The 21,841-nt window shown below is 50.9% G+C and carries 21 protein-coding genes, 2 tRNA genes and 1 riboswitch; of the genes, 8 read left to right on the top strand and 15 right to left on the bottom strand.

Translation table 11 applies throughout. From position 1 onward, the window contains the following. Positions 1-142 precede the first annotated feature (142 nt). From LIZ87_RS01155 to LIZ87_RS23035, 5 genes are all read left to right on the top strand, one after another. The gene (locus tag LIZ87_RS01155) at positions 143-544 is read left to right on the top strand and encodes a pyridoxamine 5'-phosphate oxidase family protein (protein WP_178316635.1); all 402 of its coding nucleotides are present in this window, start codon (positions 143-145) and stop codon (positions 542-544) included. Between the two features lie 77 nt (positions 545-621). Beyond that, positions 622-1,476 (top strand): SIR2 family NAD-dependent protein deacylase, encoded by an 855-nt coding sequence (locus LIZ87_RS01150; RefSeq protein WP_178316641.1) that lies wholly within the window; start codon positions 622-624, stop codon positions 1,474-1,476. A gap of 85 nt (positions 1,477-1,561) precedes the next feature. Beyond that, entirely contained in the window at positions 1,562-2,623 is a 1,062-nt protein-coding gene (locus LIZ87_RS01145; protein WP_178316636.1) for a Fic family protein, read from the top strand. Between the two features lie 209 nt (positions 2,624-2,832). Continuing rightward, a complete protein-coding gene (locus LIZ87_RS01140; RefSeq protein ID WP_178316637.1) occupies positions 2,833-3,618 on the top strand; it encodes a protein-ADP-ribose hydrolase in 786 nt (261 codons plus the stop codon). After that, positions 3,563-3,817 (top strand): helix-turn-helix domain-containing protein, encoded by a 255-nt coding sequence (locus LIZ87_RS23035; protein ID WP_178316638.1) that lies wholly within the window; start codon positions 3,563-3,565, stop codon positions 3,815-3,817. The genes LIZ87_RS01140 and LIZ87_RS23035 overlap by 56 nt, the downstream gene beginning before the upstream one ends. Here the strand turns inward: LIZ87_RS23035 and LIZ87_RS01130 are convergent. Genes LIZ87_RS01130 through LIZ87_RS22315 form a run of 3 tightly spaced genes read right to left on the bottom strand, consistent with a single transcriptional unit; the run spans position 3,763 to position 5,703 of the window. Continuing rightward, positions 3,763-4,587: a Cof-type HAD-IIB family hydrolase gene (locus tag LIZ87_RS01130; protein WP_178316639.1), complete on the bottom strand. Its 825-nt coding sequence runs from the start codon at positions 4,585-4,587 to the stop codon at positions 3,763-3,765. The genes LIZ87_RS23035 and LIZ87_RS01130 overlap by 55 nt on opposite strands. Before the next feature lie 15 nt (positions 4,588-4,602). Then, positions 4,603-5,541: a DUF1848 domain-containing protein gene (locus LIZ87_RS01125; protein WP_178316640.1), complete on the bottom strand. Its 939-nt coding sequence runs from the start codon at positions 5,539-5,541 to the stop codon at positions 4,603-4,605. Positions 5,542-5,574: 33 nt separating this feature from the next. Continuing rightward, positions 5,575-5,703, bottom strand: coding sequence for a hypothetical protein (locus tag LIZ87_RS22315; RefSeq protein WP_264467835.1), 129 nt, complete (start codon positions 5,701-5,703; stop codon positions 5,575-5,577). A 221-nt stretch (positions 5,704-5,924) separates the two neighbouring features. On the opposite strand from LIZ87_RS22315, the gene LIZ87_RS01120 reads away from it, so the two are divergent. Next, a complete protein-coding gene (locus tag LIZ87_RS01120) occupies positions 5,925-7,295 on the top strand; it encodes an MATE family efflux transporter (protein WP_227144855.1) in 1,371 nt (456 codons plus the stop codon). A gap of 207 nt (positions 7,296-7,502) precedes the next feature. On the opposite strand, the gene LIZ87_RS01115 is transcribed toward LIZ87_RS01120, so the two are convergent. The 8 genes from LIZ87_RS01115 to LIZ87_RS01080 all read right to left on the bottom strand — a co-directional run bounded on the left by LIZ87_RS01115 (position 7,503) and on the right by LIZ87_RS01080 (position 17,676). After that, a complete protein-coding gene (locus LIZ87_RS01115) occupies positions 7,503-8,354 on the bottom strand; it encodes a sugar phosphate isomerase/epimerase family protein (RefSeq protein ID WP_178317228.1) in 852 nt (283 codons plus the stop codon). 30 nt (positions 8,355-8,384) lie between these two features. Then, on the bottom strand, positions 8,385-8,954 hold the full coding sequence (locus LIZ87_RS01110; RefSeq protein ID WP_178317229.1) for a folate family ECF transporter S component: 570 nt from the start codon (positions 8,952-8,954) through the stop codon (positions 8,385-8,387). Positions 8,955-9,015: 61 nt separating this feature from the next. Continuing rightward, positions 9,016-9,127, bottom strand: a riboswitch (THF riboswitch). Between the two features lie 208 nt (positions 9,128-9,335). After that, positions 9,336-10,382: an MBL fold metallo-hydrolase gene (locus tag LIZ87_RS01105; RefSeq protein WP_227144853.1), complete on the bottom strand. Its 1,047-nt coding sequence runs from the start codon at positions 10,380-10,382 to the stop codon at positions 9,336-9,338. 110 nt (positions 10,383-10,492) lie between these two features. Further along, entirely contained in the window at positions 10,493-10,711 is a 219-nt protein-coding gene (locus tag LIZ87_RS01100) for a protein pyrBI (RefSeq protein ID WP_178317230.1), read from the bottom strand. A gap of 203 nt (positions 10,712-10,914) precedes the next feature. After that, positions 10,915-12,168, bottom strand: a complete 1,254-nt coding sequence (locus LIZ87_RS01095) for a TolC family protein (protein WP_227144851.1) — start codon at positions 12,166-12,168, stop codon at positions 10,915-10,917. Next, the gene (locus LIZ87_RS01090; RefSeq protein ID WP_178315696.1) at positions 12,135-13,337 is read right to left on the bottom strand and encodes a TolC family protein; all 1,203 of its coding nucleotides are present in this window, start codon (positions 13,335-13,337) and stop codon (positions 12,135-12,137) included. The genes LIZ87_RS01095 and LIZ87_RS01090 overlap by 34 nt, the downstream gene beginning before the upstream one ends. Positions 13,338-13,366: 29 nt before the next feature. Then, positions 13,367-16,372, bottom strand: coding sequence for an efflux RND transporter permease subunit (locus LIZ87_RS01085; protein WP_178315698.1), 3,006 nt, complete (start codon positions 16,370-16,372; stop codon positions 13,367-13,369). 14 nt (positions 16,373-16,386) lie between these two features. Beyond that, complete coding sequence (locus tag LIZ87_RS01080; protein WP_227144848.1) at positions 16,387-17,676, bottom strand: efflux RND transporter periplasmic adaptor subunit; 1,290 nt, start codon at positions 17,674-17,676, stop codon at positions 16,387-16,389. Positions 17,677-17,918: 242 nt separating this feature from the next. Between LIZ87_RS01080 and LIZ87_RS01075 the strand changes: the two genes are divergently transcribed. Together LIZ87_RS01075 and LIZ87_RS01070 are read left to right on the top strand one after the other, a co-directional pair. Next, positions 17,919-18,593, top strand: a complete 675-nt coding sequence (locus LIZ87_RS01075; protein WP_227144846.1) for a response regulator transcription factor — start codon at positions 17,919-17,921, stop codon at positions 18,591-18,593. A gap of 150 nt (positions 18,594-18,743) precedes the next feature. Next, positions 18,744-19,808 carry a HAMP domain-containing sensor histidine kinase gene (locus LIZ87_RS01070; RefSeq protein WP_227144844.1) on the top strand — a complete coding sequence of 355 codons (1,065 nt, stop codon included), beginning with the start codon at positions 18,744-18,746 and terminating at the stop codon, positions 19,806-19,808. 38 nt (positions 19,809-19,846) lie between these two features. On the opposite strand, the gene LIZ87_RS01065 is transcribed toward LIZ87_RS01070, so the two are convergent. The 4 genes from LIZ87_RS01065 to LIZ87_RS01050 all read right to left on the bottom strand — a co-directional run bounded on the left by LIZ87_RS01065 (position 19,847) and on the right by LIZ87_RS01050 (position 21,816). Then, positions 19,847-20,200: an MGMT family protein gene (locus tag LIZ87_RS01065; RefSeq protein ID WP_227144842.1), complete on the bottom strand. Its 354-nt coding sequence runs from the start codon at positions 20,198-20,200 to the stop codon at positions 19,847-19,849. Positions 20,201-20,315: 115 nt separating this feature from the next. Continuing rightward, positions 20,316-20,399 (bottom strand) — tRNA-Leu (locus LIZ87_RS01060). Between the two features lie 25 nt (positions 20,400-20,424). Further along, a tRNA-Leu gene (locus LIZ87_RS01055) sits at positions 20,425-20,508 on the bottom strand. 360 nt (positions 20,509-20,868) lie between these two features. After that, complete coding sequence (locus tag LIZ87_RS01050) at positions 20,869-21,816, bottom strand: LysR family transcriptional regulator (RefSeq protein WP_227144840.1); 948 nt, start codon at positions 21,814-21,816, stop codon at positions 20,869-20,871. Positions 21,817-21,841 lie beyond the last annotated feature (25 nt).

The following is a 21,841-nucleotide window of genomic DNA, read 5'->3' as shown; positions in this document are numbered from 1 at the left end:
ACTCAAGTTATTGGTTACCTCCAGGTAACTATGCCACAATATTGTGCGTACTTCTCAGGTCAGGCAAGTGCTGTTACAATCCAATCATCAAAGGGAACTCACCCTGAAAAAAGCTATTTTAAATTATATTGGAGGTATTGCCATGAACGAAGTTGTAACCTTTCTGAATGAAAATCCTGTACAGTACTTAGCCACCATAGGACGTGACGGCAAAGCCAAATGCCGCCCCTTTATGTTTGCCGGGGAAAAGGATGGCAGGCTGTGGTTCTGTACCAACAGCACAAAGGACGTCTATAAGGATCTCCAGGCCAATCCCTATACGGAGATTTCCGTATCCAGCCCTACCTATGCCTGGATCCGCTTAAATGGCAGGGCCGTATTTGAAAATAACATGGCCGTCAAAGAGATGTGTATCGCTAATCCCATCGTCAAGGGCCAGTACCAGACTGCTGACAATCCCATTTTTGAGGTATTCTATCTGGCAGATGCCCATGCCGTCATCGCTGACTTCTCCGGGAATCCTCCCCGTGAATACCGCCTGTAGCAGAAAGGTATAGGATGACTGCACACGGCATCTGTCCGGTAAAGGCTGTGGAAAAATCGGGAAAGGCGGCGATATCATTGGATACAAGACAACTTCAAAGACTTGCCCATCAAATAGAAACTGCTGATGCAGTTGTCATCGGTGCAGGTTCAGGACTGTCTGCGTCAGCAGGCCTGACCTACTCCGGAGAACGATTTGAACAGCACTTTTCTGATTTCATTGAAAAGTACCATATCCCTGATATATATTCGGGTGGGTTTTATCCTTTTGACTCCCTTGAAGAATATTGGGCATGGTGGAGCCGCCACATTTACTATAACCGTTATGTGGACGCCCCTAAACCAGTATACTCCAGCCTGCTGGAGCTGGTAACAGATAAGGACTATTTTGTCCTGACCACCAACGTAGACCACCAGTTTCAGAAAGCTGGCTTTGATAAACACCGCCTCTTTTATACGCAGGGCGACTATGGTTTATGGCAATGTATGAAGCCCTGTCACCAGCAGACCTACGATAATGAGGAAGCAGTGCGGCGGATGGTAGCAGAGCAGAAACATATGCGGGTGCCAAAAGAGCTGATTCCCCATTGTCCCGTTTGCGGAAAGCCTATGACTATGAACCTCCGAACTGACAATACCTTTGTTGAAGACGAGGGATGGCACCGGGCGGCAGAACGGTATTCTGAATTTCTGCGCAGACATGACCAGCTCCATGTGCTGTTTCTTGAGTTAGGCGTCGGCAGCAATACACCAGGCATAGTGAAATTTTCTTTCCGGAGAATGACAGCAGAGAATCCAAAGGCAGTATACGCTTGTGTCAACCTGGGGGAAGCCTGCACGCTAGAAGAAATTGCGGAACGTTCTGTCTGCATCGACGGAGACATTGGAGAGGTACTCAAAAAAATAAACCGTTCTGATGACAAAAATACATGAAACATATGGAAAACGGGCATCCTATCTCCATCATCGCTATTGTAATCTCCATCATTCCAGGGTATAATGATGGAGATAAACTGAAATGAAGGAGATTACTATGCGGGAATTCGACTATACAAAAACTCCTGAGAAACTGCTGACACCTGAAATTGTTCAGATGACAGGAAGTATCCACGAACATAAAGGCAAGCAGGAATTATTTCTGGAGGCGAACACGGATGAATTGAAGGCTCTTCTGGAAGTCGCGCTGATTCAGAGCACCGGCGCGTCTAACAGAATCGAGGGTATTTTCACCAGTGATAAGCGTCTGAAAGAATTGGTAAGTCAGAAAGCTGAACCCCGTAACCGTTCCGAGCAGGAAATTGCCGGTTATCGGGAAGTGCTGGCCACGATCCATGAAAGCTACGAATACATCACCCCCAGACCGAGCCTTATTTTACAGCTTCACAGGGATCTGTATTCTTATTCGCACGGTACTGCTGGCGGAAATTACAAAAATGCAGACAATGTGATTGCAGAAATAGATGCCGAGGGTCATCAAAATACGAGATTTATTCCTGTTTCTGCATTTCAGACAGCAGATGCGATGGAAGAAATGTGCACCAGATTTTGGGAAGCCTGGAATGCCGATAAAATAGATAGATTGCTTCTTATTCCCATGTTTATCCTTGATTTTCTTTGTATCCACCCCTTCAACGATGGCAATGGGCGTATGAGCCGGCTGCTGACACTACTGCTATTTTACAAAGCGGGATATCTTGTAGGAAAATATATCAGTATGGAAACGTTGATTGAAAAAACGAAAGAGACTTACTATGAGGCGCTGCAGGCCAGTTCAGCTGGTTGGCATATATGCACAAACAGCTATGAGCCATTTGTAAAATATTACCTAGGAATTATCCTGAAGGCCTATAATGAGTTTGAAAACCGGGTAGAGCATTTGAAACATCGAGGCCTTTCCAAACCCGAACGGATTAAAGCAGTAATCGATCAAAAGGTCGGTAAGATCACGAAGAAAGAAATTATGGAGCTTTGTCCGGATATCAGTAAGATTACGGTGGAACGCACTCTGACGGCTTTCGTAAAAAGCGGCTACATTGCAAAAGTTGGCGCAGGTCCTGCAACCGGATATGTCCGCATATAAAATTTTATCTCCATCTCCCGCATTTCAAAAATTACTATGAAAGTGTTGACCGGCAGGCGACATGTACGTTACTATAAAAGTCCTGCCGCCGAATAGGAGGCTTGCATTCAGGTATGCCAAATACGCCCACCAGACTTTCATAATGCGGTGGCGCGTCCGCTGCCGGGCGCATGTAGGTTTACCATGATAATAAAAGAAGGAGGGAGAAAATGAACCAGGAAGAACGACGGCTTTATTTGATCAAAGCACTGTTGGATGAAATGCCGCAGTACAAAAACGCAGAAATTCCTGATAATGAATCAGGACAGAGGCAATTATTGCGCTCTCTTTTTAATATCCGTCCCCCTTATCCGGCATCTTTGGACTTTCTCCAAATGCAGGATGAGTATTTATCTCTGGAGATCAGAAAGCGCGGTATTGTAGATTGTAAGTCCCTGGCTCCGGCCGGCACAGATCCCCGGATCTGTCTCTGGCAGGGAGACATTACCACCTTGCGCTGTGATGCGATCGTAAATGCCGCAAACAGCGCCCTATTAGGATGCTGGCAGCCCTGCCATTCCTGCATCGACAATATGATCCACTCATATTCTGGTATCCAGCTACGGATCGAGTGCAATGAAATCATGCAGGCCCAGGGGCATCCGGAGGCAGCCGGAACCGCCAAAATCACAAAAGGCTACAATCTCCCCTGTAACTATGTGCTCCACACAGTTGGGCCGATCATTTCCGGTCCCTTACGCAGAAAGGATTGTGAGCTGCTGGCAGGCTGCTACCGTTCCTGTTTAGAATTGGCTGCTGCCAATGGGATCCAGTCCATTGCCTTCTGCTGTATCTCAACTGGCGTATTCCACTTCCCCCAGGATAGAGCAGCAAAAATAGCAACAGAAACCGTGGCCCATTTTCTGGAGACAGACAGCTCTATCCGCCAGGTAATATTTAATGTCTTTACAGATAAAGATTTTGACATCTATGAACGGCTGCTGGCAAACCGTTGAAAATACCCCACATGATCAAATCGGGGTCTTACCGCGACGTCTGAATGTTATTGCATTTATGGACAGCAAAGGGCTTTTTCTAGTGAAAGGAGCCGTTGACCGGGTAGCAGAAAAATTAGGAATTTCCCGTGTAACTGTCTATAGCTATTTAGAGGAGGTACGGAAAGGAAACAATTCCATCAGCCACCTCACTGCCTGAGCCAGCCCATCCTCTTTTATATCTCCCGTCACGTAGTCCGCGGCTTCCTTTGTCTCCGGGAAGGCGTTGCCCATGGCGATGCCGGTTCCGGCAAAGCGGAGCATGGTGATGTCGTTTCTGCCGTCTCCGATGGCGGCTGTTTCTTCACGGGAGATACCCAGATGGGACAATATCTTCCGGATACCTGTGACCTTGCTGCTTCCCTTTGGCATCAGGTCTACGGCATCTCCGTCGTGCCATAGGGAGGCATCGCAGTAGGGGAGCTTTCCCACCAGCTCTGCAATGCGTTTCTTGTCCATGTAGGGTATGATCTGGAATATTTCATGCCGGGCTGCTCTTTGGATGTCCGACACAGGTGGAATAGCTGTTCCTATTCCCCTCTGCACGCGCTCTACCCGCTCATCCGCGTAATTGATATACATTCTGTGGGCCTCCATGAAAAGGCAGGGGAAAGGATCCTCCTCAATCAGGTCCAGGATCTGCTTTACCTGCTCCTGGCAGATGGGATTTTTGTAGACTACCCTCTGTGCTTCTTTCCCCGGATCCTTCAGAAAGCAGTACTGGCCATTTAAGGTCACATAGCCGTCAAATTCCAGATCCTCCAGCAGGTTTTCTTCCTCTATCTCCAGATAATGGCGTCCTGTGGCAATAAACAGCCGTATACCTGCCTTCCTTGCCTCGGCCAAAGCTCTCTTTGTGCTCCCACATATACCGCCGCCGTCAAATTCCCTAAGTGTACCGTCAATATCAAAAAATATAGCCTTTACCATGCTATCCTCCTTGTATTATATATCAAACAGCAGCCGCATCTGTCCGTCTGCCCAGGACACCTGCTCTGCATCACGCACCTTCTCACCTGGAAGGAGTCTTCCTGCCAAAAGGGGCGAATCCGGATCGTGGTATCTTAAATTGGCGGCAGCCTGCTCCCGGTCCTCATTGGCATAGCAGTAGAGACAGCCGTGTCCGCAGGTATTGTAAACGCCGATGTCATCTCCCAAAAGACAGGCACAGCCCTTTCTGGCCGGCTGCTTTCTGCCCGGCAGGCTTAAGGTGAGGCCTGTGGCCCGTTCGATCACTTCTTTTGTCATACATCCGGAGGTGTCCACTCCCCAGGGCTTTAAATCCTCTCCCTCGCAGCAGCTTTTTATGGAAATGAGGTATTTTTTTCCAATCCTCACAAACTCCCTGCCAAGCACCTGCCGTTCTTCCCTTGTTACCTCCCTTACTCCGGGAAAATTCCGCTTTGTCTTTTGGTACAGGTCAATAAAGCTGATAATGCAGTAGTCCGTATACCCGGAAAGCTTTTCTGCCATCTGTTCAAACCTCTCCAGATGAAACTCCAGGGAATAGGTATTGTCTATAAAAATGGGATCATAGCGCCATCCCACAGCCTGCCGCCCCACGGCTTTCGACAGCCTCTTAAAGGCCTCCATCACCCGCGCTTTATCCGGCACATGGGGCTCGATCTCCTTTCCATAGGGCGTGATCGTCACAAACCAGAGCTGCCGAAAGCCCTTCAGCTCCCCCAGGCGCTCCAGCATAGGCTCCGGGTTCTTCGTACAGAAGGCAAGGCAGTCCACCACATCCGGGTTTAAGCGGTAGCGCGTTACCTGCTCCGGGTTGTAGGGATTTCTCACGAGGACAAAGCCCTCCCTTATCCTGTTGTAAAACCACCTGCTGTAATAGGCGGGAATATCAGTCCTGCTCCCCGTGTTGATGACCACCAGCCTGCCTCCTCTTCTTTTCCGTTCTCCCTATTATAACTCCTGGCTGCTGCTCTCTGCAAGCAGGATATCCCTGCGTTCAAAACCTACAGAGGTCCCTGCGTCCAAAACGAAAGCATCCAGCCCTCCTCCCGACGGCCACGGCACAAAATGCCAAAACACAATGCAGATCGGAAATGACAACCAGCTCCAATGTGTCAATTGACATTCCGCCCCAAGAGCGATATAGTTATTAAACGGCCCTCTTGGACTTTTACTATAAAAGTCCTGCCGCCGGATAGGCGGCATGTATTCAGGTATGTCAAATGCGTCCACCAGACTTTCGCGGCGCGGTGGCGCGTCCGCCGTCCGGACGCATGTAGGTTTAGAAAGGAATAACAGACATGGAGATAAAAAAGCAGGCAAAAGAGATCGATCTTGGTACAGGCAGTGTGGGAAAGCTTCTTTTTAAGCTGGCCCTGCCCGCTATCACGGCCCAGATCATCAACGTGCTCTACAATATGGTAGACCGCATGTACATCGGCCATCTGCCGGGCGAGGGGGCCAATGCCCTCACCGGCGTAGGCGTTACCTTCCCGGTCATTATGGCGATCTCCGCCTTTGCTGCCCTTGTCAGTATGGGAGGCGCTCCCAGAGCCTCTATCATGTTGGGAAAAGGGAGGAAGGAGGAGGCAGAGCACATCCTGGGCAACTGCACTGCGGCCCTTCTGATCGTTGCGTTTGCCCTGACCCTGTTCTTCCAGATATTTGGACGCTCCATCCTTCTCATGTTCGGTGCCAGCGGCAATACCATCGAATACGGCTGGGCTTACATGCAGATCTACTCCCTGGGCACTGTTTTTGTGCAGCTCTCCCTGGGGCTCAATGCCTTTATCAACGCCCAGGGCTATGCCAAGACAGGCATGCTCACAGTGCTGATCGGAGCCATATCCAATATCATCTTAGACCCGATCCTCATGTTCGGCTTCCACATGGGCGTCAGGGGCGCTGCATTGGCCACTATTATTTCCCAGGGGATCTCTGCCGTATGGGTGGTTTGCTTTCTCCTCTCCGGAAAGAGCTATCTGAACATAAAGCCCAGGTATATGAAGCCTCAGAGGGATATCCTGGCTCCGGCCATCGCCCTGGGGGCTGCTCCCTTTGTGATGCAGTTTACGGAAAGCATTTTAAATATCTGTTTTAACACGTCCCTGTTAAAATACGGAGGCGATGTAGCCGTGGGTGCCATGACGATCTTAGGCAGTGTCATGCAGTTTTCCATGCTGCCCCTCCAGGGTATGACCCAGGGAGCCCAGCCCATTATCAGCTTTAACTTCGGTGCCGGGAAGATCGGCAGGGTGGACCGCGCCTTCCGCATCCTCCTCGCTGTCTGCCTGGGGTTCTCCTCCCTGATCTGGGCAGTGAGCATGTTTGCTCCCGGACTGTTCATCGCTATCTTCACCCAGGACGCAGGTCTCACTGCCTTCAGTACATGGGCCATCCGCATTTATATGGCTGCCTCCCTGATCTTCGGGGCACAGATCGCCTGCCAGCAGACCTTTATTGCCCTGGGCAACAGCAAGACATCCCTGTTTCTCGCCCTTTTGAGGAAGGTCATCCTTCTGATTCCGCTTATCTATATCCTTCCAAATTTCTTTGGGGATAAGGTATTCGCTGTGTTTCTGGCAGAGCCGGTTGCAGATGCTCTGGCTGTGTGCACCACCGTGACCTTGTTTACAGCCTCCTTCCGAAAGCTGAAGCGGACGAAAGCTTAGTACAGCAGCGCTTCCCAGAAGCTGCTGCTCACGCCTTTATACTGCTGCATTTCACGCACAGATGCATGATCCGGCAAAACGCGTCAACGGCATGTTTTTTCCGGATACCTGGCAGCAAAAAACGTGCCCGGACCATCCGGAGCTCCAAAGGCCACCGGATGTCTTTCGGACACGTTTTCTATTCTCTCTCAGTCTTCAGCAGCTTTTCTACACCCTGTCATAGATCTCCTGCAAAAATGCCACATCCCCGTGGAACCGCTCCCTGCTGGAATTTTCAAGAAGCATGGTGATCCGGGGCTTTTTCTCCTTTACCTGCTTCATTAACGGCTCATAATGGAACAGGCCGTCGCCCACATGGCGGAACAGCTGCTCCTCGCCATCAAATACAAAGTCCTTTACATGGAGCACGCTGATCTTATCCCCGTAATAGGAGAATGCCTTGTCGATCACCCGCTTCTGGGCCTCCGGCTCCACCTCGTCCGGATGGATCAGGTTCACTGCGTCCAGGATGACCTCCACATTGGGAGAATCGATATCCTCCAGGAAACGCTTCATTCTGGCAGGGCTGTACAGGGTGTGGTTGAACACGCCTTCCACGCCCACGATCACACCCAGCTTCTCCGCTGCCGCCACGATCTCCCTCATGCTCTTTAGGAGGAGCTGGTAGGCATCCTCTGTGTAGGATTCCTCCGTCACCTTAAAATCAGGATCAAGCCGCCCTGTCTCTGTTCCCACCATATCCGCCCCTATGATACGGGCGTATTTTAAATGCTCAATAAAGCGGGCAACCGCCGCTTTCCGCTTTTCCTCAATGGGATTGGTAGGGTTGATATAACAGCCCAGCACTGCCACATGAACATCATTTTTCTGAAGCTCGGAGGCAATGTAGCGGGCAAAACCGGGGCTGTAATGGCCGGTGGAAAAATCATAGTTGCTGATGGATTTGCCAAAGGCAAGCTGTATCTGATGGATGTTATTTGCCTTTGCCTCTGCAAACACCTTTTCCATCTCCATCTTCGGACACAAATCGTGACACCTCATACCTGTGTTCAGTTTCATATTGCCATCCTCCTATATTGGAAATACCTTTTATGAAGCCGCAGTCCTTCCCTTTCCCAGGATACGGAATACCCCCGCTGTCTCCAGAAGCTTTGCAATGTTAAAAAAGATCAGGGAATCAATGGGCCACATGATCAGATTCTTCATGATCCTGGGGGGCAGAAGTATCAGAAAGCCCTTTCCGTAGAGAATGGAAAGGCACCATGTGTTAAGGATCACATTGCACACCAGGGACACGATAAAATGGGCGGCCAGCACCCGTGCCAGGGTGATGGGCTTTTTGTAGAAAATGCTGCCGTAGATCACTCCTGCCAGCATGGTCACCAGGGTCAGCCCAGGAAAAAATGCTCCCACCGGCTTCAGCATGTACTTGAGGATATCAAGGGCCCCTGCAAACAGGCTTCCCACAACGGGGCCGAACAGATAATGGACCATTTCATTCGGGATCCCTGAAAATCCTACCCGGATGGTCTCCGTTACCTGAATGCTGAAGGAGCCGAGGACAATGGCCAGTGCTCCCAGCATGGCGCAGACAGTGACAGTTCTTACCTGCTTCAGCTCATTGTACGAACAGGTAAACAAAGTTGCTAATCTCTTCATAAAAAAATTACCTCCTTTGCAGACCTCTCAAACCACAATCGGAGATAATAATACTCTCTGTTGCAGCGGGATGCGGCCTATGTACCGCAGGTAACAAGGACCCCCTTGTCCCTTTCGTCCAGCTGACAACTCCCTGTTCAGCCGGCACTTAACGCACATAAGCCTACTCTGCTTTTTATTTTGTTCGTTCATAACTGTTCAGCACCTTCACAGTTACGAGCAAAAATCCATTTAACATCGGCTTCGCCGATGGGATTTTTGCCTTCTGGCTCAAGTTATCTTACGGTCAGCGCAGCAAGTGCGCAGACCTGCTGAATAGTTACGTTAGTTCTACTATACACGTTTTCTGCGAATATGCAAGGATTATTTTTTTAAATGCTCCTAAAGCTCCGGCGACTGCCAGTAGTAGGTGCCGTTTTCCTCTGTCCTGATGGCAAAATCCATATCCCTGAGATATTCCAGGCAGGAGAAGGTCTTGCTCATCACCATCTTGAGCTTGATAAACTCCTTGGTGTCCTCCGGGATATTTTCCATGCCATAGGCCAGGCAGGCCACCTCCTTTGTGGTCATCCGGCGCTTACTCCTGTCTAAGATATGCTTCATGATATCTGTCTTGTCAAGATAAGCAAAAATAATGCGGTTTACCACCTTTTTGACATCGGTAATGGGCTCCCTGTGGGCAGGAAACAGCGTGCAGTCTGCAAATTCATGCTTAAACCGCTCTAAGGACTTAAAATACCCTTCCAGAAGATGCTCATCCGGATAGGTGGTTCCCACAATGGGGACGATCCCATCAATGACCTGGTCTGCACAGAATAAGATCCTGTGCTTTCTCTCATACAGCCCCATCTGTCCATAGGTATGTCCCTTTAAGAGCACTGCCTCAAAGGTAAGATTCCCATAGTTCAAAACCTGCCCCTCCATCACCGGCATATAGGGAAACTGGTGGACTTCAAATTCCCAGCCCCGGTTTTCCATCACCCGGCGCCTGATCTCCATGAACATTTCCCAGATCTCCGGCGTTCCCTCCGGGGTCACTCCCACACTCCGAAGGACCCTGTACTGGTCCTCATCCGTGCCGTGGTCATGGTTGTAATACAGGCAGTCATAGTGATGCCTGTTCTCCTCCGGGTTCATGAGGATCCTGGCTCCCAGGCTGGCGTACTCACTGGCAAGTCCTGAGTGGTCATGATGCTTATGGGTGAGGAAAATATCCAGCTTATCGTAGGTAATGCCCAGAGTAAAGAGGACCTTTTCCATCTTTGCAAGACAGCTGCGCTTCTTAAAGCCGGCATCGATCATGAGGCTGCGCTCTCCCTTTTTTCCGGGGATCAGGAATATGTTGATCTCATCAATGCTGTTCTGGTTGGCTGAAAGCCTTACCTCATAGATACCCGGCATCCTCTGCCGCATGTCTTTCATTTTCATGTAACATATCCCCTTTGCCTTTATTGCTAGTTATTATTATAGCGGCACAAGCTTCATTTTGCAATATGTGAAAAGGCTGCAAGCCCTCTCCTGGCCTGCAGCCTTCTTTTTTAATCTAAGTATCCGTCTGTCTTGTAAGAATTATACTGTTTCTTGATCTTAACGATCAGGGAGCCATCGGGTTCTGTCTTTGTCTCCTCGATAAAGAACTTTGTTCCTTCTTTTTTCAGCTTATTGCAGTAAATCTCATAATCCCTCTTTGGATCTGCATCGTGGGTCACATCAAACCGCATGGTCTGTAACAGGCAGGCGCTTACAATTCTTCTCATAAAACAATTAGTCTCCTTTTCTAAAATTTCTACTATTATTTTATCATTTTCAAAAAAGAAATGTCAGCGAAAAATCTCTGTCTGAAAAAAGTTTGTGACTTTTTGAAAAGGAAAAGAGCGGATATTTTTGTGCATTTTCACAATATAACGTCCCTGCACAATCCGCTCTTTGCATTTTATCACAATTTTTTGCGTCCTTTGTCTTATCCCCGGCCCTTTACCTCCCAACAGTAGCTCTCATAGGCCTGAACCAGATTCATGGAAGCGATCTCTTTATTGGCCTTCTTTCCATTGTAATCAGCGATCCCCTGGAGGTACTCTGTGTTGGAGAGCATTCCCGCCTGTTTCCTGCGCTCCAGGGACTGGTAGATAAGCTCTGCGCTCTGATAAGCATTTAAGGCCGCCTCATACTGGGACCGGGAGGCTAACAGCGCTTCATAGGCAGCTGTGATGGAGGCCTCCTCTGTCCCCTCGGCCTCTGCCACACGCTTGAAGCGGTTGTTGATCTGGGTGGTGCTGCTTGCCTTTGCGTGGCGTTCATTCTGGACATTGGAGCTGTTGTTTACCGCCCTCTGCTTGTCTGTTTCAAAATCAATGGCAGCAATGGCGGCCAGATCCGGCTCCGGAATGCTGCCGATCGTCACTTCCCGGCCTGTAAGGCCCAGCATGGTGAGAAAGCCGGCCCTTGTCTGGGCCTCCTGCTCTCTTAAGGAGGCAAGGGTATTCTTTGCCTGGGCCAGAGATGTCTCCTCCTCCTTAAGCTCATCTGCAGTGATGGCGCCGGCCTCGTATCTGCGGCCCGCAGTGCCGAAGGAGGCCTCCTTTGCCTGCACTGCGGCCTCCTGGGCCTGCCTGCGCTCCCGAAGCTGGTTATAGGAGTTCATCATGGTCTGGGCGGAAATGGTATAGGTATCTGCCATTTTCTCCAGACTCTTTGTGCTTCTGGTGCTGGCCATGTTGTCCAGCTGCTTATAAATGCGGCTGGCGGAATTTTTTAGCATGGCGGCATTGGAGGCGTAGACGGCAGCAGTTTCCATCTCCTCCTCATCCAGGTCCCCGGCCCTGTCCTCCATATCCTCTGCCTCGCTCTCCATCTTGCTCTGCTCCCATTTTAGGGTATCCCAGATCTCCTGGTAATCATCCAGGTTCTGCTGGTAGTCTGAAAAGCTTTTGCTCAAGGTGAGGTTGCCCTGCTTTAATAATTCCCTTAAATTTCCATATTCCACCTGTACAGCGGAGGCGGATGAGTCGCCGGCGCTCTGGCCTGCAGACGTACCGGCCTCCTGATCCGCTGCCGTTTCCGTCAGATCAGCCTGACCTTCCTCCGCCATGACCGTTGCAGTGCCGCCGAAAACCATGGAAGCGGACAGGCACAGGCCTGCCAAAATGATCGAATACTTCTTCAATCTATCCGCCTCCCTTCCTATGATACGCTTGCCAGTCCGTTTACCGCCCATTCATAGTTGTTCTGGGCTGTGAGGAGGGACAGGCGGCTTGTCTTTTCGCTCACCTCTGCTGTGGTGTAGGCGTATTTCTGCTGAATGTACTCGTTTTTGTTAATGGTGCCTGCTGCCATCTTCCGTTCAGCGGAAGCCATCTTATCTGCCTGGAGAGCCAATGACTGGACAGCCTGATCATAATTGGACTTTGCGATCTGAAGCTGCTCGTAGGCACTTCCTATATTGGTGGCTGCTGTCTCCTTCTGACTCTTGTAGCTCTGCTCTAAACTCGCCTTGTTGGAGGTGTTCCTGGCATTATTTATCTGGCGTTCCAGGATCCTTAAGCTATAGTTATTTTCCAGCCCCTTTGCCACGTCAGCCGCAAGATCAATGGAAGCGATCCAGTCCATATCCGGCTCCGGCAGCTCACAGATCTCCACCTCCGCCCCGTAGGTCCAGCCCAGCATCAGGCACAGGTTCTCCTTTGTCTTTGTCACATTGCTCTGGGCTGACAAAAAGGAGGCCTCTGCAGAGTCCACTGCCTCCCTGGCAGACAGCACCTGGGCCTGGGTGGACATTCCGGCGCTCTGCTTCACGACCATGGAATCATAGCTGGCCCGGGCCTGCTCCCCGTTTGCTTTTATGCTATCCAGGCTGTAGGTCTGGCTCCAATAGTTTATCATCAGTTGCTGGGCCTGCTTTACCAGCTCTGCCTCTGTCTTGTCATAGCCCAGCTTCTTGCTGTCGCCGTCATCTACATTGTCATCGCCCTGCTCCCTTAGATTGTCCGCCTGTATCTGGCTGGTCAAAAAGGAGGACAGCTCACTGGCAAAGTTGGTGGAGGTGGAATCCGGGTATTCCAGCCTGCCGTAGATCTCGTCTGCCGCATCATAGTAATCCTCGGAAATGTCATCCCGGTCCTCGCCGCGGTACTCTTCGTAATCGATCTGGTTTTTTATCACAGTATTATTGTACTCATGCACCAGCTTTGCGATCTCCCCGTACTCCAGCTTATTATCCCGGAGCATGGCCCACTCTTCTGCTGTGTAGGCAAATTCCGGGCTTCCCGCAAAAGCGGTAAGATCAGCTCCTGCCAGGCAGAAAGCACCGGCAAGGCAGCCTGCGCGCAAGACTCTGACTGCATTTTTCGGGGCAAAGGCCCTTCTGGCATTGATACTCTTCAACATTCTCACCTTCTTCATTTCTATATGATATATTAAATGTCAAGGACAACACGTTTCCTGTTGCCATTCATAAGGGCGTAATATACAGGAAGGATGAACAGGGCCACCAGCACGCCCACAGACAGGCCGCCGATGTTTACAATGGCAAGGCCCTGGGTGGTGGAGCCGCTGTCTCCCATGGCAAGGGCCATTGGGATCATGGACAGGATGGTAGTAAGGCTGGTCATGAGGATAGGCCTCAGACGCGTTGCTCCTGCCTCGATGAGGGCGGTCTTCAGATCCATTGTCATACGGTACTGGTTCACTGTATCCACATAGAGGATACCATTATTTACAACCGTACCAACCAGGATCAAAAAGCCCAGGATAGAGGTCATACTGATGGTGACTCCTGTAAGCTTCAGGAAGCCGAAGGAGCCCACCAGGCTGAAGGGAATCGTGGTCATAACCATGAAAGAGAACTTCGGCGATTCAAACTGGGCTGCCATTACCACGAATACCAGGAATACTGCTATGGCGATCGCCTTATACAGGGCAGAGAACTCTTCCGCCATCATTCTGTCCCTGCTGTTGACGCCTGTGGTGATGGTGCCCGACAGGTTGGGGCTTATAACCTCATTATCAATGGTGGTCTTTACATTTCCGCCTGTATAATCAGCTGTGATCGTGATCTGGTAGGATTTATCTGACTTTGTGATGGAGGCAGGGCTGTCCTTGTAGTAGATCTCAGCCACATCGGACAGAGCCACATAGCCGCCGGAGGGCTTGCTGATGATAATGCCCTGAACCTGGTCTACTGTCCTGTACTCGTCCTCCGGATACTCTGCCATCACACTGACCTCACGTCCATCGATATCAAGGGTGGTGACCTCCACTCCGTCCAGAAGATTGCTCACATAGTTTCCGATCTGCGAGGCTGTCAGCCCCTCAGCCGCCGCCATCACAGGGTCAACCTTGATAGTAACAACAGGCGCTGTATTTTCAATGCTGGAATGAACATTGATCACGTCTGTGCGGTCTGTCATCTCCTTTACGATCTTATCGCTGACCTCCTTGAGCTCATCATACTGTGTGCCCTCAAGGATAACCTCGTAGCCTCTGCTCCTTCCCATAAAGCTCATGGAGCTGGAGGCCTCTACGGTAATGGTGCAGTTTTCAATGTCGGACATCTCCTTCTCCCACTGCTCTGCCAGATCCTCTGTCTCCACTGTCCTGTCATCCTTCAGATAAGCGGAGACTGTACCGCTCTCGCTGTTGTAGCGCAGCATATAGGATTCTACATTTTCATCGGAGGCAACGATCTCCTCCACACGGGACAGCATGTCGTTTGCCTGCTCTGTCAGAAGGCCGGGCCTTGTCTCAATGCTCACGCTGATGGTACCGGTATCATCGGAGGTCATAAGCTCTGCCTCCATGCCGCTTGCCAGGTAGAAGGTAAGCGCTACCAGGCCTACGGAAAAGAGCATTACCATTCCCTTGTGCTTTAGTATGCCGGGCATGATCTTGCGGTAAAAATTCTGCATGCGCTCCACAGGAAGGTTCATGGGAGCAGTCATTCTCTCTTTTGGCTTATACATCATATAGCAGAGGGGGACCACCGTCATAGCCGAAAACAGGGATGCTGTCATACAGAATACGATGGTATAGCCCAAGGGCTTGAACATCTGCCCCGTCATTCCCTGAAGGAATACCAGCGGGATGAATACCACGCAGGTGGTGATGGTGGAGCCGATAATGGACTGCACCACGATGCCCGTGCCTCCAAGAGCCGACTTTGCATAGCCTAAGATCCCCTTGTCCTCCTGTGTGTCCGTTGCCCTGAAACAGCTCTCCAGCACAACAATGGAGTTATCCACCATCATACCAACGCCCAGCACCAGGGCGCTCATAGTGATAACGTTCAGGGAAAAGCCCACGGAGGTCATAAGGATCAGGGACATCAGGATCGAGGTGGGGATAGAGCTTCCTACGATCAGGGATGCCTTGTAATCTCCAAAAAAGATAAAGATGATGGCCATGGAGATGATAACAGCCAGTACCATGGTGGAGGCAACGTCCTTAAGGGAGCTGGAAATGCTGTCCGCCTGATCCCTTGCCACAGTGATCTCCAGATCGCTGTCCTCTGCCATCAGGCTGTTGATGACCTCTGTCACCTGGGCGGATACGTCCATGGCCGTGCTGCTCTGGTTCTTGCTGATGGACAGGGAGATGGTTTCCTGGCCATTGTAGCGGGAAATGCCGCCCCGCTCCTCCTCTGCCTCATATATATTGGCAATATCCTCCAGATATACGATCTGGCCGCTTCCTGAAATGATCGGGACGCGCTTTAAGTCATCTACGGTATCGCTCTCAAGGGAGGTGGTGACGGACAGCTCCAGATTTCCTGATACGGCGCTTCCTGAAGGATAGGAAAGGTCCGCGGTGCTCATGGCTGTCTGGATATTGTTCATGGTGACATTATACTGCTTCATCTTCTCTGATTGAAGCTCGATCCTGATATATTCGGAGGAGCCGCCCATGGAGTCCACCTGGGCAACTGAGGTCAGCTTTTCGATCTCCGGCACAATGGTCTGATCCACATAGTCATACAGGTCTGCCTGTGTCTTGTGGGAAATGGAGATCATCATGGTTGCGCTGGCATTGTTGTTCATCTCCATGACAGAAGGGTCCACGTCATCGGGAAGCTGGCGGTCCAGACGGTCCAGCACCTTTGTCACTTCATTGTAGGCATCGTCCATATCGTAGCCATAGTCATATTCCAGCATGATCATGGCGCTGCCGTCACGGGACCGTGAGCTCATGCTCTTAACACCCTCCAGGGTGCTTACCTCATCCTCAATGGGCTCTGTGATCAGCTCTGCAATGTCCTCCGGCCCTGCGCCGGAATAGCGGGCCATGATGATCAGCATGGGGGTGTCCGTGTCAGGCATCTGTTCCAGAGTTGCCGAGAATACGGAGCTGATGCCGAATACCAGCAGGCACAGAAGGACCATGACTGTGGTAACAGGCCGTTTTAATACAAATCTTGTCAATCCCATATGTGCTGCCTCCCTTATTCTGCCTGCTTGCCTGTCTCGCCCGCACCGGCCTTTGGTGCCTTATCCGTGTCCTGTGCCGGCTGGACCGCGTCCTCTTTTGGCCCCTGGCCCGGCCCGTTATCGCGGCTCTCGGCTCCGGGCTGGCCCTGGACTCCTGCCTGGCCCTGAACTGCCGGTTGCCCCTGGCCGCCATCATGCTGCCCATCGGTCTGGGAAGCATTTTCCCCTCTTAACTGTACGGTTGCTCCCTCGTACAGATTAGAGCTCCAGGTGCTGACCACCAGGTCATCTGCGGAAAGCCCGCCTAAGATCTCTGCATATTCGGAATCGTACAGGCCGATCTCCACCTGCACCATATGGATGGTTCCATTGTCATATATGTACACATAGCCATCGCCGCCGCTGTAGTAAATGGCGTCTACCGGCACCACCATGGCATTTTCCGTGTGCTGTGTCACCAGATTTAATTTTACGGTGCTTCCAGTGGCAATGCCGTCTGCCTTTGAAAGTTCTGCCTTTACCTTAAAAAGTCCTGTGGCTGAATCCACCATGGAGCTGATCTCGCTGATATAGGCCTCATAGGTGCTCCCGTCCTTCTGGATATCCAGGACATCTCCTACGCTGATATTTTCCATCATCCGCTCTGTCACATAGAAGGAAACCCGCTTATCTCCCTCTCCTGCGATCACGCACAGCTGCGCGTTCTGGTTCACACGGTCGTGCACCTCGATGTCGCAGCTCTCGATCTTTCCGCTTATGGGCGCTGTGATCTGGCTGTATTCCACCTGCCTCTCATAGGCAAGCTTTGCGGATTCATACTGCAGGGAAGCGGACTTTGCCTTGTTGCTGTACTGCTCGTACTCCTGAGGGGAAATATCGCCGCTGTTGTAGAGTATCTGCATCCTGTTTAAGGTACTCTGGGCTTCTGAAAGTGAAACTGCTGCGGATTCCATGGAATTCTTCGCTGTCTCCACCTGCTCCGTATCGATCTCGCACAGAAGCTGTCCCTGGGTTACGGTATCACCGGCAGATACCAGCACAGAGGTCACATCTCCGGAGGCCTTTGCATAGACGTACACCACATCCGAAGGCTCCACAGAACCAGTCAGCCCGGTGGTAAGACGGATATCTCCGGTGGCAGGCTTTTCTGCCCGCACCATGGATATGTTGGCTCCCTGGCCTCCGCCCATGTCCGGCCTCATGCCTCCCTTCTTTCCTCCTGAAAAATGACGGACTGCCACAGCAGCTATCACCACGATCACAGCCGCAGCAATCCCCAGTTTTATCTTCTTGCTCTTTTCCATGTGCCTCGTCTCCTTTACCCATTTTCATACATACGCCCTATATATTAATCGTCTAACATAAATTGAAGATTAACAAATCCCTTGCATTTTACCTTTTAACTGTGAACTTTTTGTGTTTTATTCATGTTCACTTAATAAATTCGTGCTATAATCCAGCAAAACGCGTCACTGGCGCGTTTTGCTGATACTTCGTAACCATAATACAGCCGGGAAACCGGCGCCAAGATCCCGGAGGAATGTACATGTTTCAGATATTAGTAGTGGAAGATGACAAGAACACGAGAAAATTAATGGAGGCAGTCTTGAAGGAGCACGGCTTTCAGCCTGTCACAGCGGCAGACGGCTATGAAGCCCTGGCTGTGATGGACAGGACACACATTGATCTGGTCCTCCTGGATATCATGATGCCCGGCATGGACGGCTATGAGCTGACAAAGCAGCTGCGGGCAGCGGACTACAATCTGCCCATCCTCATGGTAACGGCCAAGCAGCTGCCGGAGGACAAGCGGAAGGGCTTTATTGTGGGAACAGACGACTATATGACAAAGCCTGTGGATGAGGAAGAAATGATCCTGCGCATCCGCGCCCTCTTAAGGCGTGCCAGGATCGTAAATGAGCGGAGGATCACCATTGGACAGGTGGTGCTGGACTATGATTCCCTGACCGTTACCAGACAAAGCGAGAGTCAGACCCTTCCCAAGAAGGAATTTTACCTGCTCTACAAGCTGCTGTCCTATCCGGGAAAGATTTTTACAAGAATACAGCTGATGGACGAGATCTGGGGAATGGAGTCCGAATCTGATGACAATACCATTAACGTGCATGTGAACCGGCTGAGAAAGCGGTTCGAGGGCTACCCGGAATTTTCCATTGAAACCATACGAGGGCTGGGATACAAGGCGGTTAAACATCTTTAAATACCATACTCCGGACTTATGGCTTCACGGCCGCGGCTTTTTGTTTCTGCCGTTTCCGCCAGCCTGCCTCTGGATCCGTCATATGCGCCCTCAGAACCGGATCCAAGGAGATACTGACCGCACATTTATCTTAGAAAGGCGTTAATACCCATGAAAGAAAAGCGATCCAAAAATCCGTTCCGAAAGCTGCTGGTGATACTGACCGCCGGCATTTTCCTGATCATGCTGACTGTCATGACACTCCAGGGCTTTCTCATGTACCTGACTCTCCGGTTCCGGTTTCATGCAGACATCGGTATGCCCCAGTTCTGGCGTCCTATCCCCCTGCTTATGGTGATAAGCGCTGTTGTGGGCGTTGCCCTTACTGTCATTTTCAGCCGTGTCCCCTTAAGGCCTGTCCAGGAGCTGATCCAGGCCATCAACCAGCTGGCGGACGGGAATTTTCATGTGCGCATCCACCTGGATCTGACCCAGGAGTTTGTCCGCCTCTCCGACAGCTTCAACCGCATGGCCCAGGAGCTGGAAAATACAGAGCTGCTGCGCTCTGATTTCATAAACAACTTCTCCCACGAGTTCAAGACTCCGATCGTCTCCCTAAGGGGCTTTGCCAGGCTTTTAAAAAGCGACAGCTTAAGCCGCCAGGAGCGGGAAGAATACCTGGATATCATCATCCATGAGTCCAACCGCCTTTCCCAGCTTGCCACCAATGTGCTGAATCTGTCTAAGATTGAAAAGCTGAACATTTTATCGGATATGGAGACCTTTGGCCTGTCAGAGGAGATCCGCCAGTCCATCCTCCTTCTGGCTTCCAAATGGCAGAAAAAGGAGATCGAGCTGATCATCGATATGGATGAGCTGGATTATCATGGCAGCCGTGACCTGTTAAACCAGGTCTGGATCAACCTCATTGACAATGCCATCAAATTTTCCCCGGAAAAGGGAAAGATCAAGATCAAGCTCCACAGAAAACATGATATGGTGGTTTTCCAGATATTGGATAATGGCTGCGGCATGGAGGAGGCCACAAAGGCCCATATCTTTGACCGCTTCTACCAGGGAGACCCCTCCCACACCACTGAGGGCAACGGCATCGGCCTGACAGTGGTGCAGAAGATCGTGGAGCTCCACAAGGGTACCATCGATGTACAGAGCGAGGCCGGTATCGGGACCACTTTTACCGTATCCCTGCCGGAGTACAGGTCAGAAATTTCCTGAACATGAAAGCTTCCACTGCCTGTATGGACAAGCCAGGCTCAGATCCCCAGCTCTTCAAACCGCCTCTTAAGCTCCAACGCTTCCTTAAGGGTGTTCTTCCACCCAAATTTTCCCAGGTCTACCCTGTTTTCGCAGGATACCTCCACTCCCTCCTTCTTTAGAAGAAGTCTCTGGAGATCGGGATGATCAAAGGCCAGGGCTCCTGTCAAAAAGCCCTGGCTGTTTACGATCCGGTGGGCCGGAACCTCCCCTGCCCTTCCCTTATTCAGTGCATAGCCTACCTGCCTGGCATTCCTGGGCCTGCCGCAGAGAAGGGCGATCTGTCCGTAGCTCGCCACACATCCCTCGGGCACTGCCCGGCACACAATTCCCACACGTTTATAGAAATCCATGGAGATCACCTCGATAAATATATAAAAGGCGGGCTTTTTGTATCACAGGAGGCTCCGGAGGAGTTTCCTATGAAACAAAAAATCCAGGCCTCTCTCAAAGCCTGGATCCCTGTCCTGCAGAAGAAGGGAGTCGAACCCTCAAGGTATTGCTACCACACGGACCTGAACCGTGCGCGTCTGCCAATTCCGCCACTTCTGCGTTTTTTGATTGTTCTCACAATCAGTGCGGGAGATGGGACTTGAACCCACACGAGCATACACCCACAAGATCCTTAGTCTTGCCTGTCTGCCAATTCCAGCACTCCCGCAACACGAATGATAGTATAGCACAGGAAGATGATTTTGGCAATAGTTTTTTGCAATTTTTTTCTATTTCTTTTAGCGCCAAAGTTACAGTTCAGGCGGCTGCTGGGAGAGCGGCTGGAGCGACTTTGCAGGACATTAGAAGCACTTAGTCAGCTGGTTTTTCCGTTCAGAGCAGCATCAATGATTGTTTGAGCGCAGCGAGTTGCGTTGATGCTGCTCTGGCTTTTAGGAAAAATCAGGTGTCTTAGTGCTTCTTATGTCCGAAACCGGAGCGCCAGCCGCTCTCCCAGCAGCCGCCTGAACTGTAACGCGCCAAAGGAACTAAGTGTTTGATATAAGAAGCGCTCCAGATTACCATGAAATCATCCGCTCCTCTGGCCTGGGCTTTTTGGGCATGAGGCATCCCGGTTTCTGAAAAATTCTACAAACCTGGCCCCTGACGGAGAAAGTGGCTCCCCTCTTTTCCAGCACAAGGAGATGGACGTCTCGATGGATGGGACGATCCTCACTGCTGCAAAGGGCGGATTCAGCGCAAAGGCAGATTCCAGCGGATATTCCACATGACGGTCCATAAGGAGGGCCGCACAGCCGCCCTTTGTCACCATATCCAGAATACTGTCCAGGCGGTGGCTGGTAAAAATAATGTTTGGAATAAAACCCGCCTCCTGACAGGCCTGGCAGCAGAGATCGTGCATCATTGTATTTTCCTTTAAAAGGGCAAAGGCCTCGTTCTTCAGATCCCGCAGGGTAAGCTCCTCTCTGCCTGCAAGAGGATGGCTGAGGGGAAGCACTGCAATCATATGGTCCGTCACATAGGGAAGCCGCTCCAGAGGCCCTTCAAGTTCCCTGTCAAGAGCCTCCGTCTTCTTCATTTCCCGCAGGAAAGCCAGCTCGCAGCCCCTGTCCAGCAGAAGCCTTGTAAGCTGCTTCGGATCATCCTCCGTGATTTTGATCTTGTATTCGGGACAGCTTCTCTCAAACTCCAGCACAAGATCCGTAATATGGTACTGGGCCATAGCCGGAAGGCTGCCCATGGAGATCAGGCCCTTCCGGTAATTCTGCATCTGCATCAGCTTGGCAGAATACTCAAAGTGTAGTTTCGTAATATCCCTGGCATAGGGAAGCAGCGCCTCGCCAAATTCTGTCAGCTCCACCTTTCGCGTGGTGCGGATAAATAGGGGCGCGTCAAGCTCGGCTTCCATTGCTTTTATGTGCTTGGACAGAATTGACTGATTGAGAAAGAGACGGTAAGCAGCCTCCCAGTAGCTTTTTGTCTCGGCCAGCACAGTAAATTCTCTCAAATGATTCATATCCATAACAGCGGCCTCTCCATGA

This window comes from Lacrimispora sp. 210928-DFI.3.58, from assembly GCF_020554865.1.
Lineage (GTDB): Bacteria > Bacillota > Clostridia > Lachnospirales > Lachnospiraceae > Enterocloster.
This window is presented reverse-complemented; position numbering and strand designations above follow the sequence as displayed.